We start from the raw sequence: 16,760 nt of genomic DNA, 5'->3' as shown, positions 1-16,760 counted from the left end.
TTATCACAGTTTGCCGCAGGACCAAAGTTTGCCCCATACAAAAGAAGAAGCGGCCGCACCGTCCCCTCCGGGATAGCGCAGCCGCAATCATAATCATATTCATGCCCCGGATGCTAGCGCACCCCAGTAGCCTGCTTGCTTCTTCTCCGCCGCGCATAGCCAACCGACAACATGAAGCTGATGAACAAGACCAGCGCAGCCACCGCATAAGGGAAATTGATATCCAGGTCGAACAGGACCCCCGCCACAATCGGGCCGGCAATGTTGCCAAGGCTCGTATACGCGGAATTCATTCCCATCACCAGACCTTGCTGCGAATCATCTGCCATCTTGGAGAGCTGGGTGCCGACCGCCGGGCGAAGAATATCCATAGCCAGAAAAACAACAAAGGTCACAGAAACAATCGCCACGAAGCCATGCACGAACAGGGTCAGGAGAATCGACAGGCCCGCGATCAGCAGACAGGCGGAAATGACCCGGCTCTCCCCGAATTTGTTCAGAATCCAGCTGAAAGCGGTAATCTGCACCACCGCCCCGGCAATGGAGCCGAAGGTCAGAACAAACGCAATATCCTTAGGGGTGAACGCGAATTTATGATCTACGAATAGTCCGAATACCGTCTCATAGTTGGCCAGTCCGAAGGACAGCACGAATACAATGATTAATCCGAAGAAATAAGGCTCACGATACGAGCGCATGAGCTGCATGATTAGACTATCCTTATTGCCTTTCATCATTCTCGCTTCTTCCCGCAGCTCCGCCGAACGCGATTCCGGCAGGACCAGCAAGGTAATAACCGCAACAATGGCGGCCGCCCCCGCTGCAACGAAGAAAGGGACGCGGATGCCAAGCTCCGCAAGGTAGCCGCCGATTCCCGGACCGATGATGAAGCCGGTGGTAATGGCTGCGTTGATGAAGCCCATGCCTTGGGCCCGCTCCTCTGAGGAGGTGGTATCTGCCACATAAGCCATAACCGCAGGCATAATCATCGCGGCGCCAACACCGCCAAGCATTCTCGATACGAACAGCACCCAGGAGGCGTCAGCGAGACCAAACAGAAGCTCCGAGAAGGCGAATACAGCCAGCCCGCCGACGATGATTTTTTTGCGGCCCATCTTATCCGACAGTCTTCCGGCGAAGGGCGAGACCAGCAGCTGCGTCAGCGAGAAGGCTGCCACCAGCATTCCGACCACACTCCCGCCAATGCCCAGCTCGTTCATATAGGTAGGCATAATAGGGACAACCAGACCAATCCCCGTGAACGCCAAAAAGATATTCAACATCAGGAGCAGCATCGCTCCCCGGTTTTTTAACAGTAATGACATGGTGTTTCCCTCCGTATATCCAGAGCCTTGCTATATGCTCTAGTTGCAATTCATCAGTTATCTCTATTCATTGCTCAATCTTCCCGGACCCAATCCCCTGAAGCAGGATCTGAATTCCCGCACGGTAGTATGCCCTGATCGTCTCCGGGGTATCGGTCTTACCTGTGATCTCATGGACCCGGCTGATTCCCTCCAGCATAGCGCTAAGCGTGATCACATAGTTATCCAGGTCACCACGGATCAAGTAACCGGAATCCATCCCCTCCTGCAGCAGCACACGGCATGCCTCTGTAACCGATTCGAAAATATGTGAAAGGCGCTCGCTGATCTCCTTCGACAGTGTATGGGATCTGCCGTATTCCTCCAGGGCATGAATCAGCGGATTCTGGATATCTTTTGCATAGTGATCCCCCAGCGCGTATAGACGGGCCTCCGTTCCGCTAATCCCGCTCCGCAGCTCCTCCCACTCATTCAGCCAATTCTGGGTATCCACCTCCACCACGTACAGGAACAATTCATCCTTGCCCGGAAAATGGTGATACAGACTGCCCTTGCTGACCTTCGCGGCTGTGCAGACCTCGTTCATGCTTACAGCGCCGTAGCCCTTTTGCGCAAATAAACTGGTGGCATGCTCCAGAATCCGGCTCTTCGTTTCTTCTCCATCTGAACGTCCCTTAATGGTTAACCCTCCTCTAGACCGACCGATCGGTCCAATTATAACACGCAGTTATGCCCTCGCACAACCCCCATCATCAACACTCATCTATCCTCGGGTATATCAAAAAAGGCAGCACCGGAGTTGATCCGGCCTGCCTTTTGTTACGTTTGTTACGATGATTGATGTTATATCCCCGCAGGGTTCAGAAATCAATCAGCCCCAGGCTGATTTGCAGCGAATCATCCACCAGCTTCATGGTCTCATCGTCCAGGTGGGTGATTTTATCCGTTAAGCGTTGCTTGTCAATGGTACGAACCTGCTCCAGCAGAATCACGGAATCCCGGTCAAAGCCATGTGCAGCCGCATCAATCTCCACATGAGTCGGCAGCTTGGCCTTCTGGATCTGGGCAGTGATAGCTGCCACAATCACAGTCGGGCTGAAACGATTGCCAATATCGTTCTGAATAATCAGTACCGGCCTTACTCCACCTTGCTCAGAACCCACAACCGGTGAAAGGTCGGCAAAAAAAACGTCGCCGCGTTTAACAATCAATAGTTACACCCCGCTTACTAAGCGGCCAAGAGTACTGTCTGCATCTTCCTCAGCGAGAAAGGCCTCGCATGCCATGGTCAAATTAATCTTAGCCATTTCCATATAGCCCCGCTGCATGGACTCGCGGATGGTGCGTTTCCTCCGATCGCTCAAGTACAGCTTCATGGCCTGCCTGATCAATTCACTACGGTTAGAGTTCTCCAGTTGAACGATCCCATCTACTTCCTGCAAGAGATGATCGGGCAAGCTGATCATGATTCTTTTGGTGTTCTGCAAATTGGCCACCTTCTCTTCCACCCCCACAAACCTTCTGCCCTTGTGTTCCAGTGTTACAATATACAAGGAATTTTATACAAGGAATATATGCCGCCAGTATATCAAGTATGCTGCATCCCATTATAAACTAGAAATGGCGGTTCGTATAGACTATAAGTCACAAGCTCTATACGGTACGTTCCTTATATTCAGTTCCTGTACTAGGTATCTGGTCAGGGTATTAGGCTTGCAGCAAGGGATTGACGAGGTTGGGTAGCATACCTTGGCGTACATACACGCGCGGTACCCGGTGAGCCAGCATACAGATTACTTCGTAGTGGATCGTCCCTAAATGGAGCGCCAGTTCATCTGCCGTGATCGACTCGGTGCCCTGGCGGCCGATGAGTACAACCTCTTCGCCTGCTTTGATTTGTTCCGCTTCTAGAGCGAAAGATTTCAGTGATACCATACACTGGTCCATGCAGATCGTTCCGACGACAGGAACGCGGCGTCCGCGTATTAGCACCTCCGCTTTGCCTGTTAGCATGCGGGAATATCCGTCAGCGTACCCCACGGGGAGCGTAGCGATAACCTCATCGCCTGCCGTGAAGTACCGGGTGCCGTAGCTGATGCCTGAGTCAGGCGGCAGGTTTTTGACAAATACAGCCTGCGTCTTCAGCGTCATTACCGGGTGCAAGGCCACCAGCTCACGGTTCACCTCAGCCGAGGGGTAGAATCCGTACAAGCTTATGCCTACACGCACCATGTTAATGGATAGTAGAGGTGTATCAATGGCCGTAGCGCTATTGCCCGTATGTATGATCGGGATGGTAATGTTCATGTCCCGAAGCGCTTCCGCCACGCTCATGAAACGTCGGTGCTGCATTAGTGTATAGCTTTTATTGTGTTCGTCTGCTCTGGCAAAATGGGTGAACATGCCTTCAAGCTCCACCTGTGCAATCGCATGGACCTCAGCGATGAATGCAGGTGCATCCTCCGGCAATAATCCCAGTCTGCCCATTCCGCTGTCAATCTTGATGTGTACCTTCAGCCGGTGCTCCTTCTCTACAGGAAGGGCGCTAACCGCTTCCAGTACCTCCGGTGTGAACAGTGTAACGGTAATATTGTTCTCCCAGGCTACGGCAATGCCTTCCGGTGAAGTATAGCCCAGCACCAGGATAGGAAGTAGTATTCCCGCCTGACGCAGCTCCAATGCCTCATCGAGAAAAGCAACACTGACGTAGTCCGCTCCAAGCCGCTCCAGCTCCCGCGTCACTTCCACTGCTCCATGTCCATACGCATTTCCTTTGACGCATCCCATGAACTTGGTCTCCTGCGGCAATACGCCGCGAAAAGCTTCGTAGTTGGCACGCAAATCATCCAGGTTAATCTCGGCTGCTGTCGGCCGATAGCTTGCCTTCACTTCAGGTCACCTTCTTACATTGTAGTAAAACATCTCTGCCTTATTCGCACAGATCAGAAGTCTTACTGCCAATGGTAATGCTCGTGAAGGCCGCTGTCAATGTGAGCAGATGTAGACAAAAAACGGATACCGCGGGTAGAGGAATGATTCCCACCTTGCGCAGTATCCGCCCACTGTTTTTTATTTACCCGATTGTTCCTCCATAGAAGCGGCTATTTGCATCATTTCCGTAACTGGCAGATTTGCGCTTGTTATCCGGTACTCTACACCCTCGCTCATCCAGGTCAGCGTCTGCTGCTCATCCCCGCTAAGCAGGCCTGCCGTGAAGCCCAGATCGACCAATGTTCCGGGAGCCAGCGACACCGCACGGTCCAGCGGACGGGCTTCCATAATAGTATACTGGTAGACGCCGTCATAGCGGATCAGCACCGCATGGTCCTTGCTGCCTTCAATTTTGTTCGTGTCCTTCAGCTTCACACCGGCCGGAATGTAAGCCGGCTCAATGATCCCGAAGTCGCCCAGCTCGGCCGTAACCGGCTCACCGGCCTGTTCACCATCTTCAGAGACCACCGGATTACCTTCTTGGTCCACTTCCGCCATCGTGTTCTCGGAAGGGCTGCCGGCCGCCATATTCTTCTGCATATCGAAGGAATCTGCTGTGAATTCCGGATCGAACTTGAAGCTGTCGAAGGTCACATTCACCACAACCTTGGCTTCGGAATCCGATACCTGCACCTGCTTCGGCTCATAGGTCTTTTTATTCAGCCAGATCTTCTGGCGGACCAGCGCACTGCTCTGATAGTTCGCAGCGACCTCGAACACATAATTATCCCCGTCCTCCACGAACTGCCGGTTGTTGTCGGAGACAATTCCCTTCAGCAGCGTCTGGTACAGATACACCTGACCCTGGCTGTCCGGCCAGTCGCTCTGGAAGCGGAAGCTTTTGCCAAGGCTTGGGGTCAGGACGAATACGCCCTCATCATTGCGCAGCACAATCTGCTTCACATCCTTCTGGACGTTCGACAGGCTGATCCGGTAATACGAAGGATTCTTATACCATACCTCCACCTTGTAATCCTGCGGCTGCTCCCCAGTGTACAAGGTCATCGTGCCTGAGCCCTGATAAGCTCCCTGCTTACTCTCCAGCTTGTCAGACACTTGATTCAGATCCTTGACCACAGAGGCGGCATCCTTCTTCCCGCACCCCGCCAATACTAAGGCCACGCTCATAATGATCGCGAGTACCCATGTTATCCGGCGCATGACATCATCCCCTTAACCTGTTTTGAATGCATTGATTAGTACATGTCTATGAAGGACTTGGCCTCAATATGCAGACGGGCATGACAAGCATGAAGAGAAGTGTTATTCCAGCCGCGAATCCGCTCCCGCCACCCGGGCATCTAACAATCTATGTATGGTTCCTCTTATTTCCTTCTATATAGTAGAAACACTATTGCAAAAAGCACCAGCCCGCGATCCCCGCCACGCTCCGGGGTTGCAGTCTGGTGCTCTGATTCTTCCTATGCCTCGTACCTGTTCCCTTATCCGCTGCTCAGCAGCTTACCAGTTAATGGATTCTGCAATCTTCAGGACCTCTGCACGGTCAAGGCCGCGGGTGCTGAGAACGTACAACACGCCATTTGCTTCCCAGTCCAGGCTTCTGTCACTGACCAGAGCCGCATCCGTCCCCTTAATCTTCACCTGCTCCACCTTATCATCCGTTGCCATTGAAAAGGCATTCTCCTCATTGGCCAAGCGCAGCTGCATCCAGATTCGCTTATCCTTATCTTTGCTAGCGAAGAACAGTTCAACAATCTGCCCGCTTACACCCGCCTCGTCCTTATAGAACTCCCCGTGGTCAAAGGCAAAGCCCTCTGGCAGGTATTCCGGCAGCTTCACCTTGAAGAGAGCGTATTGATCCAGCTTAACTGCCTCCTTGACGGTAAACTTCTGCTCTGAAGCTTCCTTGTCAAGCTGCTCCTGCTCGCTTAGGGTAATCAGCTTATCCCCGTCGAAATTGACGATGGCCTCCCCGGCAGCATTGAAGATGGCTTCCGGCATGGGGTTAAACGAAGTGACGGGATTCCCCTCCTGGTCAAATATCTTGCCCTTCCAGGCATCCGGGAACTCCTTAGGGTGACTCCCGTCCATCTGAGCGACCTCAATATGTCCCAGATGGACTGAATTCAGCACACGCTCCAGCATTTCCTGTGCGAACGAGGGTCTGACGAAAGACACGCTCACCACGGCTGCCATCAGCAGAGAAGCTGCAATCATCACCGGACGTCTGATTCGTTGTTTGTTCTTCATTCTATCATCCTCCTGTTGTTTCTGAATGGAGCGGTTCCTCACCTGGCGGAGAACCTCCGCCGGATCGGATTCCCGTGAGAAGTCCTGGCGGGCCAGATAGTCCCCCAGCTCCTGAAGCTCAAGCTCATCTGCCTGTACGGCGCTCTTCTTGTTATTCATAGCTCTTCCACACTCCCTATTTCAGATTTCAGTTTTCGCATGCTGCGATAGAGAATGACTCCGACATTGCTCTCCGAGATTCCGGTAATCCGGGCAATCTCGGTATTCTTCAGATCCGCCCCGAATTTCAGAGCGATGAGGTTACGTTCCTTCGGGCTGAGCGTCTCCAGCGCCACCTGTAGCCTATCGCTGCGCTCTCTGCCGAGGATGAGCGTCTCCGGCTCTTTTTTGCCCGACACCAGCTCCCGGATACTGTCCAGTGAGAAGAAGCGCTGCCGCGCGCGGCTCCGGTAATAATCATTCACTACGTTGCGGGCAATGGCGAACAGCCACACTTCCAGCGGCGCTTTCTCCGGGGAGTAGGCGGGCAGCTTGGATAGCGTCTTCTCGAACACCTGGCTGGCCAGATCCTCGGCGGTGTAACGGCAGCTCACCCGGTATGCGATATAGTTGAATATCCGTTTATAATAGACTTCGAAAACGGCTGAAAACTCCAGCTCTGTCTCTATATGGGATGAAACCCTGTCATGTATCAAAGGCAGCAATGCGCGCTCTTGCATTCCTTAAGCCCTCCCTTCCAGGCTGAATTTACTTGGCCAAGTAATTTACATGAGCTAATACGCTCTATCTATCGAATCCATTACATATGCAGACGAAAAAAGACAGAGGATCGAAGCTCCTCTGCCTACTGTAGTTTTTTTAGGAATGACTGGCTATGCGGATTATTGCTGAACGCCATGTCTGCTTTTCTCAAGCGTGCTCCTTCTTCTCGGTCAAAAAGTAGATCAGCGCCAGCACTGGCAGTGCCAGCCCGATTAGAGTTGTCAGACTCCAACCGCCGTAAGCATACGCCCAGCCCCCGAGTGATGATCCCACGGCTCCTCCAATGAAGAAGATCGCCATGAACAAGCCGTTCAGCCGCCCCCGGGTCTCATTGCCCAGTGAATAGATCGCACGCTGCCCCAGCACCAGATTACCGGACACGCTCATATCGAGCAAAATCGCCGTCAGCACCAGCAGGCCTAGTGTAAGATTGGAGGTATCCCGCAGCAGGTAAGCCAGGATAAAGGAGAGAACGGCCAGTGAAATGCCAAGACCAGTCAATAACCGGGTCCAGCCCTTGTCAGCCAATCTGCCCGCAATCGGCGCAGCTACGGCTCCGCCCACACCTGCCAGGGCAAACAGGGCGATTCCTTGCTGGGACAGGTGATACTCACTGGACAAGTGCAGCGGAACAGTCGTCCAGAACAGACTGAAGGCACCGAACAGGCTGGCCTGGTATAAGGCGCGGCGCCGCAGCACCGGCGTATGCATGAGCAATGTTCCCAGAGAGCGGAGCAATTGTCCGTATCTCAAGCCGGGAGCGGGCTTCCGGGCGGGCAGGATACGGGCTAGTAGCAGCGTCAGCAGCGCAGTTACGACAGCCGAGACGATGAAGATGGACTGCCAGCCCCAGAGTCCGGCCATGAAGCTGGCAACCGGGCGGGCGAACATAATGCCCAGCAAGAGGCCGCTCATCACATTGCCGACGACGCGGCCGCGATCTTCCTCTGTGGCCAGATAGGAGGCATACGGCACCAGGACCTGTGCGGCTACCGAGCCCAGCCCGATCAGCAAGGAGGCGGCCAGGAACAGCGGTGCATTCGGAGCCAGGACGGACAGCGCCAGGGCGGCCACCACCAGAATCAGCGACATCACAGTCAGCCGGCGGTTCTCGATAATATCACTGAGCGGGACAATGAACAGCAGTCCGGCTACGTAACCGATCTGCGTCAGGGTAACGATTAGCCCTGTCGCTCCGGCGGACAGATGAATGGCCTGCCCGATGGGCCCAACCAGTGTCTGGGTATAATAGAGATTCGCCACGATCAGTCCGCAGGATACAGCGAGCAGAAAAGTGATCCAGCCGGGGACAGCCTTTTGAGTAACAAGGGATACTGTTTGTTGTTGCGCAGGAATTCCATCTTTCATTTGAAGCGCCACCTTCCAATTTTTAAATAGTGAACGTCAAGTACATTAATTAACCATGACCAAATAATATACTAAACGTTCAGTATTGTAAATAGGCAGTTTTATGGTATACTCCAATTATAGTTGAACTAGCACTGTCAGGAGGAATCACCATGGAGAAAAAAAGAGGCCGCCCGCGCAATACCGAGGCCAAGAACGCTATTCTGAACGCTTCATATGAATTATTGCTGGAGACGGGCTTCGGCGCAGTTACCGTAGAGAAGATCGCGGAGCATGCCCAGGTCAGTAAGGCAACGATCTATAAATGGTGGCCGAATAAAGCGGCCGTGGTCATGGATGGATATTTGTACGCCGCTAACGCCAGACTGCCAATCCCGGATACAGGTTCCGCCAAGGAGGACATTCTTATTCATGCGGGGACGCTCGCGCAGTTCCTCACCAGCCGGGAAGGTAAAGTCATTACGGAGCTGATCGGTGAAGGGCAATCCGATGCCGGACTGGCGGAGGCGTACCGGAGCAGATATTTCGGCCCGCGCCGCGAGGAAGCCCGGAAGCTGTTTGAACGGGGGATTGCCCAGGGCGAACTGAAGCAGGGACTCGATATCGGGAGTTGTATTGATCTCGTCTATGGCCCCATCTTCTACCGTCTGCTGCTGACCGGGGGAGAGCTGAGCGAAGACTCTGTCAGAGCCCTTGTGTTACTTGCCCTTCAGGCGCTTGAAGCTTGAGGTTTCTGCAAGTCTTCTATTAGGATATGGCAAATTGCATTTGTCCAGGCACAATGCAGTATGGGCAGTATAAGCTAGGGCTGTAACAGGCTTGTCTTATCTTTGTTAACAGAACGTGACCCGCAGGCGGAGTTTTTCATTTATAATACAAGAGATTGGAATTTCCAGACTCCGGAGGTTATCTTATGAAAAAATTAATTACCGCTGCCGCTATTGCCCTGCTCCTCGCAGGCCATGCGGCGGGTTCATCCATAGATATTGCCCATTCTGCTGCTGCTCCTCTATCCCTTGTTGTGGACGGACAAGCCGTTCTCCCCGGGGCTCCCCCCTTCCACTCCGGCGGCACATTATACGTACCTGCCCGCGCGCTGCTGGAATACTTCCCGATAGAGCTGCAATGGAATAACACCCTCAAGCAACTAACCCTGTCCACAAGCTGGGACAAGACTATTCTTACGCCCGGCAGCGCTTCCATGCAAGTGACTTATACGCAAACGGACGGAGGATACCAAGAGGATCTGGACGCCCCTGTGCTGCTGAAGGCAGGCCGTGTATACATCGCGGCAGCTGCTCTGGATTCCCTTACGGGAGCTGTTACAGAGCTGAATCCGGGAGGAAGCCGGGTTAATATTACCCCAGGCAGTCTTAGCACAACCGTCAGAGTACCCGCTGCCCCCCTTGCCGTTGCAGAGAATAATTCCAAGGTGAAGCTGTACGCCGCGCTTAAGGACGGCGATACCTACAAAGGATTCATCCTTGAAGTGAACGGGAAAAAGCAACACTTCAACTGGACGGTATCCAGAGACTACTCGCATCCGCCTCAGCTCTTCTATGCTGATGTAGATTCTGACGGCAAACCGGAGGCTACGGTTGTGTTCACCCTGGGAACCGGAACCTCGCTGGTTGCACAGGAGGTTCATGTCGTGAAGCCGGAGCAGGGGAAGGAGCTCTCCGTGCCTGCTGCGGACGAGGCCGCCCGCGCAGCAGTCTCATCCAGTATTGTGCTGGATCAAAAGGACGTCCTGCTGAAGCTTGAGCTTACAGGACTCAAGCCGTCCAAGATGACGCTCAGACTACAGGACCGTGCTGAGGACGGCCTGAAGTATTTCGGCAGCAAAGCGGCCATTGGCGCAGTAACCTACTATTCAGTAGAGAATAACAAACTGCTTGCGGACACCAGCTTAATGGTCGGCATGACCGAGAGTGTCGGTACCCTGAAGCTGGAATATAAGGCAGGCAAGACGGGGATGGAGCTGGGGTCTATTGCTTTTGAGCCGGATGAACGCGGTGAAGCCATTTTGGAGAAATAAGAAGGTTGCCGGGGAAGGAGCTTAGCCATGATTGATGCCCATATTCATCTAGACCAATATGAGGATCACGTAGTGTCCTCGCTGCTGGAGGGACTGCCAGAGCAGGGCATAGAGTCGCTGATAGCCGTCTCGATGAATCTCGCTTCGAGCAAGCGAACTCTGGAGTTAGCAGCCAGCTATCCGGGCCTCGTGAAGCCTGCGTATGGCTTCCATCCAGAGCAGGCGCTGCCTGCGGAGAAAGAACTGAACGTGCTACTGAAATGGATTACAGACCATGCTGGAAGTATGGCCGCTATTGGTGAAATCGGCCTTCCCTACTACTCCCGGACCGAGGCTGTGGAGCGTGGCGAAGCTTGGGATATGGCACCCTATATTCAGCTTCTGGACAGACTTCTTGGACTGGCTGCACGTTTGGGCAAGCCTGTAGTACTACATGCCGTCTATGAGGATGCGTGGACCGTATGCGATCTGCTGGAGCAGCATGGCCTTACGCAGGCCCATTTCCACTGGTTCAAGGGCCCCGCTGCTACCGTTGACCGGATGATTAGCCGCGGTTACTACATTTCCTTCACTCCCGACATCCTCTACGAACCGGAGATTCAGGAGCTGGCACGCCGCTATCCGCCGGAGCTGGTCATGGCAGAGACGGACGGCCCGTGGCCGTTTGAAGGACCGTACGCCGGGCGCACCACCCATCCGGCTATGGTCCATGACGTTGCTGCCGCCTGGGGGGCGCTGCATGGATATTCCGTTCCAGAGGCCCAGGCCCTGCTGACGGCCAACACAAAACGATTCTATGGGCTATAGGGTTAGCAGTTCCACTTAAATACAGCACCAGACTTAAATCTGTTAAGGTACAAACTAAGCTATATACTTAAGTGCATTCCGTACAATTAAAACGTTTGATTCACTGCCAAATATACGTTTAGTTGTATTTCATACATTTAAAATAGCTCATTATCGGGGATCTCGCCCACTCAGGCAAATTTAGTTGTACAAACTACAGTTAGAAGAGCTACTCCTTCCTTTTGACTGTTTTTAAATGCACATAATACAACTAGCCCTGAATGTTAGCTTCGACCAAACTAATCCAATTGCCCTTAGGGCCCGTAACGCTGGTCCCGATAATCAATTAACAGCTGCTGCATTTTTTCCACCGTGCCGTCTTGATGAGGAACATGGATGGATACGGTCAAATTTGAGTCGTTCAAATACTGAAACGATACAAGATCGAAATTCAATTTCCCGAGATTCGGACAATGCAGCGTCTTCGGAGCATCTATGGCATCGAGAATCTCATGAGAGTCCCAAAATTCACGAAACTCACTGCTAACCTTGGACAGTGCCTCGAACTGCTCAGACCACCAAGGGTCTTCGCCGTGACGGGCATACCCGGCATGGAAAGTAGCAACGATTCGCCTGGCATGCATTTCCCATTGCTCTCCCTTAACGTAGCGGAAACGGGCAGAAGTAAACGTCATCCAGACAAAATTCCGTTCACTCTCCGACATAGCCGCGAGATCCCCATTCATTGCACAGTAGGCTTCATTCCAGGCAATGATATTCATATGCGCATCCATGACATTCGAAGGTGACAGGGTTTGGCTATCCAAAAAACGTTGAAGTTCCGCTGTTACCTTGGAGGGTTGATGAGTATTGATCAAGGGAAATTGCTTTCGAGCCAGATGGTACAGATGCCTGCGTTCTGCTTCATCGAACCGAAGCACTTCTGATATTTGGTCAAGTACCTCAGCGGATACGTTAATAGGACGCCCTTGTTCCAAATAGGTGTACCAGTCCAATCCTACATCTGCCAGCTGGGCTACCTCGCTTCGGCGAAGTCCAGGTGTACGTCTGCGTCCGGTTTCCGGCAAACCCGCTTGCTTAGGAGTCATTCGTTCACGGCGTAAGCGCAAAAAACGAGACAATTCCCCGTAACGGTCCAGTCTGTCCGCCATAATCTCCTCATGCCTCCTATCTATTCTTGAACGTAGGATTTCCAATCCTACGATAACCAGATATCTCCCTAACCTCGTTAGGCTCATGTACACTAGTCTATGTCCTCCATAGGAGAAGAGCAAGAATGGTTAGGACAAGTTGATATTAGTTTTGGGGGGATTAAGATGTTTGAGCATATGGTGCTATTGAAATTCAAGCCTGATGTTTCTATTGCAGAGCAAAAGGACGCTGTTAGGCGCGCGCAGAACTTTAAGGGGGAAATTCCAGGTATCGTAGATCTTAGCGCGGGGATTAACGTGACGGAGGAAATCGAGCACACCCAGGGGTTTACGCTGGGGATCAGAGTTACTTTTGAGAATCAGCAAGCTTGCCGTGAATATATTCAACACCCGCTACATCAAAATTTATTGCAATCCTTAGGTCCATTTGTTGATGGAATCATCGTTATTGATTATCCGTTTTCGACCAGTTGATCACGAAAAGCTAAAGAGGCAGCCACCACATTGGTCGGCTGCCTTCTTGGGATTATTGAGGTATTGTTTCCTTTTAGCGTAATGACTATCATTTTTTAGTAATAACTATTCTCAAAAATCTCCAAGTAAAGTAAACCATTATTCCAAGTAGCATTAAACCAGAGAATTCAATTACTCTCCCTAATGGACTATATTCATACCCGAATGTGATTTTGTGTTGCAAATAATCCACCGTCGTATACCTACCTGCAATGTCTGGAACATAGTTCTTTGTTAGATACATCCCACAGATAATCTGAATGGCATAATAAACACATGCAAATATTAGTCCAACAATTAAGCTTCGAAATAATGGATTTTTCATACTAACCTCCTTGTACTCCTCACCTCATTTTACCATTTTATTGTAATAACGATAACTATTCTATCCCTTAGTTTAAAAAGGCATCCGCCGGACCAGTACTTCATTTTCTTTGAACTCCATGACATAAATATCCGGCTTGGTCGTCTGTAGTAAGAAGTCCAGACCGTATCCCGGGGCAAAATGGCCCATCATCAAGGACATCACCATGCCGTGGGTTCCGATGGCCACTCTTTTCCCTTCATGGGTCCGCAGAATATTCTGCAGCGCCTTCACTGCCCGTGCCTGGCACTCCCGGTTCGATTCCCCGCCCGGCAGGGCATAATCGGGATCGGTGTACATCTTCTGGAGTTCATCGTATAAGCCTTCGTCGGATAGCTGCTGGTTGCCCTCCATCCAGACCTTTTCTCTAAGATCATCGATCAGAATGATTTCCTGCTCCAGTTGATCCGCCAAATCCGCAATCGTATCGACCGCCCGGATATACGGGCTGCTGTACAACACATCTATCCCTTCATCCTTCAGGCATTCCGTGACCTGCAGGGCATCCTCCTCCCCCTTGGGCGACAGGCCACGCGTCCATTCATCCACCCCGGTACGGAGCGAGTCCCCGTGTCTCACCATGTAGATATAAGTTGTCATACGTTCCTCCTGATCCTCTATGCAGAAATTAGTGATCCGTTCCCCATCTTAGCTACTCTCTACTGCTGGATGAGCGGCTTCCGCTGTAGACCTCGCCACCGGCCAGAGCTGCCGGCCGAACAACACACCCGTCAGACCCAGGAGCAGCTGCAGTAAGCCAATGTTGACAAAAATACGGGCCGGACCTGCATATTGCACAAGCACACCACCCAGCAAAGGTGCCACAATGAGTACCGTGCTGAGGACTGTGTTCTGGATGCCGAAGATACGGCCGGTCATGTGCGGCGGGGTTTCTTTTTGCAGACAGTAATTGAAGGTAATCATGAATACCCCGTTGCCGATCCCCAGCACAAACCCGATCAGCAGCACCCAAATCATAGATGCCCCCGGCTGAAGCAGACCCAGCGCCGCAATTGATCCGCCGATCAGCACATACCCAGATCCCAGCTTCCAGCCATAACCGGCTTCCAATTTCAGCTTGTTCAGGATTAGGATGATGAGCACAGCTCCAGCTCCGGTAGCAGCTACCATCCAGCCGAGCAGTGCTTCCCGGTCTGGAGCGAACACCCGGAACAGGCTGGTGAATTGAAAGTCGACGACTTGAATGACCAGCGACCCGGCAAGCCCGAACAGCATCGTATTCAGCAGCAGCCGGCTGCGGAGCATGAAGCTCCAGCCTTCCCGCCACATGGTGCGGAGCGGTATCTTGTTGGCCGGCGCTTCCGGCTGCTTGCTGTCTTCTTCCTCCGTATGGATGTTTTTTACGGACAACAGCAGCAGATAAGAACAGCTGCGCAGCAAGGCATTGAGCAGGATGCACCACTGCGGCGTAAGGAAAGCGAGCGCCAGACCTCCGAGCAGCGGACCGGCGATTTTGGAGCCTTGGTTGACCAGTCCGTTGAGTGACGAGGCTTGCAGCAACTGGTCCTCTCTCACAAGACTGCGGGTCAATGACTGCTGGGCCGGCATATTCAGTGTGGACAGCGCGGAGCGCAGGGCCAGCAGTGGCAGCAGCCAGACCATGCTCGGTGCGAACAGCACCAGCAGGGTCAAGAGCGCTGTCAGCAGGTCGCAGATGCGCATCAGCTTCAGCTTGTTCATCCGGTCGGCGGCTACCCCGGCAATCGAGCCGAGCAGAATACTTGGCAGCGCCAGCGCTACCGGAATGAGCGCCAGCATCAGCGGACCGGCCTGCCAGCGGTAACCGACCAGCACCTGAATCGCCAGCGCATCGAACCAGTCACCGAAGCTCGCCGTGGCAAAAGCGCTGTACACCCGCATATACGTTTTGTTATGAAGCAGACTGTTTCCCTGCTTGGTTGATCGTTCCATCTGACACTCCTCCAGGTTACCTAAGATCGTAGATGAAGCTCCATCTATGAATCTAAAGTAACGGAGAATTGTCAGAGAATTATCATGGGGTCTCCAGCAGCGGCAGCAGGATGCGCTCCAGAGTGTGTCCTAGTCTGTCCAGGCCACAAGCTTCAAGCTCGGCCGCAAACAGGCTACTATACTTTCGGTCCAAGGCACTTCCAGTCAGGAACATCCGGCAAAAATGATGAATCTTGTACAGTGCATAGAAGCGCAGCGGCACGAATCCCGACATATCCAGCACCTGCAATCCCTCATTGATGAGCCGCTCCCCCTCTGCCCACTGTTCACGGCGCAGCTTCCAGAGTCCCTTCACTACCTTGTAGTTGCCAATCTCCCGCAAAAAGGGCTTGTCCTGCAAAATCCGGCTGACGGCTTCATCCATCCGTTCCAGCTCTTCATCGCAAGCTCCCCCTGAGAGATGGATGAATAGCTCTGTAATTACCGTGACAGGGATGAAATTCTCGAAGCCGGGTCCGGCGATCACCTGGTAGGAACGCTTCAGACGTTCCAGTGCTTTTTCCGGCTGACCTGCAAGGGTGTACATGTCCAGCATCGTCAGAATCTCAAGCTCGGTTTGTTCTGGCGGGTTCAGCAGATTCCGCGCAATCAGGCGCTCGGCGTACGCCACCTTCTCCCTGGGATCACCAATGAAGAAGTAGAACAGATTGAGGTAAAAGAGCCGGTCCTTCAGCGGAATCTCGTCCGTGTGGACCAACCAATCCAAATCTCCCTGCACAAAATGAACAACCATAGAATAATGCGGGTCCAGCTCGTAGCCGAGGATGTCCTGCTGGCGGGCAAGAGTGAGCATGGAGTTCCCCTGACCATAGACATGGAACTTCATGAACACCTCACGCATCGTGTCCCGCAGCTCCGGGTCATTCGTTGCCGGATTTACCGCTACGCCCGCAAGGCCGCCCGGAATTGCCAGACTGTACCCGAACCCGCGAATCGTCTTAATGTCAATCCCGCCCAGTAACCGCAGCTTCTTGCGCAGCCGGTAGATATGATCGTCAACGGTCCGTTCCACCGGATATTCCATCGGCCACACTTTATCCAGCAGCTGCTCCCGGCTGAAGGTCCGCCCGCGGTTGCGGTACAGAAACTGCAGCAGCGCGAACTCCTTGGGGAGCAGCTCTACCGTTAATCCTCCGGCGGATACCTTATATTCACTTCCGTTCAACTCCAGATGCATGGCGGTGCCTCTTTTCTTCTTCTTCTTCTGCTGCTAATAAATCCACAAGTCGATTATATCA

At 52.7% G+C, this 16,760-nt stretch carries 18 protein-coding genes; 4 read left to right on the top strand and 14 right to left on the bottom strand.

The annotated features are described in order from the left end of the window. Positions 1–113 precede the first annotated feature (113 nt). The 9 genes from NST69_RS04090 to NST69_RS04050 form a co-directional block, all read right to left on the bottom strand. Positions 114–1,325 carry an MFS transporter gene (locus NST69_RS04090; protein WP_342548570.1) on the bottom strand — a complete coding sequence of 404 codons (1,212 nt, stop codon included), beginning with the start codon at positions 1,323–1,325 and terminating at the stop codon, positions 114–116. Positions 1,326–1,392: 67 nt separating this feature from the next. Further along, positions 1,393–1,962, bottom strand: a complete 570-nt coding sequence (locus NST69_RS04085; protein ID WP_268748437.1) for a TetR/AcrR family transcriptional regulator — start codon at positions 1,960–1,962, stop codon at positions 1,393–1,395. Positions 1,963–2,185: 223 nt separating this feature from the next. Then, positions 2,186–2,536: a type II toxin-antitoxin system PemK/MazF family toxin gene (locus NST69_RS04080; RefSeq protein ID WP_036697332.1), complete on the bottom strand. Its 351-nt coding sequence runs from the start codon at positions 2,534–2,536 to the stop codon at positions 2,186–2,188. A gap of 3 nt (positions 2,537–2,539) precedes the next feature. After that, positions 2,540–2,821, bottom strand: a complete 282-nt coding sequence (locus NST69_RS04075) for a ribbon-helix-helix protein, CopG family (RefSeq protein WP_036697455.1) — start codon at positions 2,819–2,821, stop codon at positions 2,540–2,542. A gap of 211 nt (positions 2,822–3,032) precedes the next feature. Beyond that, positions 3,033–4,214, bottom strand: a complete 1,182-nt coding sequence (gene alr, locus NST69_RS04070; RefSeq protein WP_340978733.1) for an alanine racemase — start codon at positions 4,212–4,214, stop codon at positions 3,033–3,035. 180 nt (positions 4,215–4,394) lie between these two features. Next, positions 4,395–5,477, bottom strand: a complete 1,083-nt coding sequence (locus NST69_RS04065; protein ID WP_076079571.1) for an outer membrane lipoprotein carrier protein LolA — start codon at positions 5,475–5,477, stop codon at positions 4,395–4,397. Between the two features lie 300 nt (positions 5,478–5,777). Continuing rightward, positions 5,778–6,686, bottom strand: a complete 909-nt coding sequence (locus NST69_RS04060; RefSeq protein WP_340978732.1) for a DUF4367 domain-containing protein — start codon at positions 6,684–6,686, stop codon at positions 5,778–5,780. After that, a complete protein-coding gene (locus NST69_RS04055) occupies positions 6,683–7,246 on the bottom strand; it encodes a sigma-70 family RNA polymerase sigma factor (protein ID WP_342548568.1) in 564 nt (187 codons plus the stop codon). Before NST69_RS04055 ends, NST69_RS04060 begins: the two co-directional genes overlap by 4 nt. Positions 7,247–7,436: 190 nt before the next feature. Continuing rightward, positions 7,437–8,657, bottom strand: a complete 1,221-nt coding sequence (locus NST69_RS04050) for an MFS transporter (RefSeq protein ID WP_342548567.1) — start codon at positions 8,655–8,657, stop codon at positions 7,437–7,439. 152 nt (positions 8,658–8,809) lie between these two features. Between NST69_RS04050 and NST69_RS04045 the strand changes: the two genes are divergently transcribed. The 3 genes from NST69_RS04045 (at position 8,810) to NST69_RS04035 (ending at position 11,502) form a co-directional block, all read left to right on the top strand. Next, positions 8,810–9,385: a TetR/AcrR family transcriptional regulator gene (locus NST69_RS04045; RefSeq protein ID WP_342548566.1), complete on the top strand. Its 576-nt coding sequence runs from the start codon at positions 8,810–8,812 to the stop codon at positions 9,383–9,385. Positions 9,386–9,570: 185 nt separating this feature from the next. Continuing rightward, complete coding sequence (locus NST69_RS04040; RefSeq protein WP_340955622.1) at positions 9,571–10,695, top strand: stalk domain-containing protein; 1,125 nt, start codon at positions 9,571–9,573, stop codon at positions 10,693–10,695. A 27-nt stretch (positions 10,696–10,722) separates the two neighbouring features. Beyond that, positions 10,723–11,502: a TatD family hydrolase gene (locus NST69_RS04035; RefSeq protein ID WP_340955623.1), complete on the top strand. Its 780-nt coding sequence runs from the start codon at positions 10,723–10,725 to the stop codon at positions 11,500–11,502. A 293-nt stretch (positions 11,503–11,795) separates the two neighbouring features. Here the strand turns inward: NST69_RS04035 and NST69_RS04030 are convergent, their stop codons facing one another. Beyond that, on the bottom strand, positions 11,796–12,653 hold the full coding sequence (locus NST69_RS04030; protein WP_340955626.1) for a helix-turn-helix transcriptional regulator: 858 nt from the start codon (positions 12,651–12,653) through the stop codon (positions 11,796–11,798). A gap of 165 nt (positions 12,654–12,818) precedes the next feature. Between NST69_RS04030 and NST69_RS04025 the strand changes: the two genes are divergently transcribed. Continuing rightward, entirely contained in the window at positions 12,819–13,127 is a 309-nt protein-coding gene (locus NST69_RS04025) for a Dabb family protein (protein WP_342548562.1), read from the top strand. Between the two features lie 88 nt (positions 13,128–13,215). On the opposite strand, the gene NST69_RS04020 is transcribed toward NST69_RS04025, so the two are convergent. The 4 genes from NST69_RS04020 to NST69_RS04005 form a co-directional block, all read right to left on the bottom strand. Beyond that, complete coding sequence (locus tag NST69_RS04020; RefSeq protein ID WP_342548561.1) at positions 13,216–13,491, bottom strand: hypothetical protein; 276 nt, start codon at positions 13,489–13,491, stop codon at positions 13,216–13,218. 72 nt (positions 13,492–13,563) lie between these two features. Continuing rightward, positions 13,564–14,130, bottom strand: a complete 567-nt coding sequence (locus NST69_RS04015; protein WP_342548560.1) for a histidine phosphatase family protein — start codon at positions 14,128–14,130, stop codon at positions 13,564–13,566. 48 nt (positions 14,131–14,178) lie between these two features. After that, on the bottom strand, positions 14,179–15,462 hold the full coding sequence (locus tag NST69_RS04010; RefSeq protein WP_342548559.1) for an MFS transporter: 1,284 nt from the start codon (positions 15,460–15,462) through the stop codon (positions 14,179–14,181). An 82-nt stretch (positions 15,463–15,544) separates the two neighbouring features. Continuing rightward, on the bottom strand, positions 15,545–16,699 hold the full coding sequence (locus tag NST69_RS04005) for a winged helix-turn-helix domain-containing protein (protein WP_342548557.1): 1,155 nt from the start codon (positions 16,697–16,699) through the stop codon (positions 15,545–15,547). Positions 16,700–16,760 lie beyond the last annotated feature (61 nt).

It is taken from the genome of Paenibacillus sp. FSL P2-0089 (genome assembly GCF_038595095.1).
GTDB classification, from domain to species: Bacteria; Bacillota; Bacilli; order Paenibacillales; family Paenibacillaceae; genus Paenibacillus_AQ; species Paenibacillus_AQ silagei.
The sequence above is the reverse complement of the archived record's forward strand: the minus strand, read 5'-3'. Positions and strand labels throughout refer to the sequence as shown.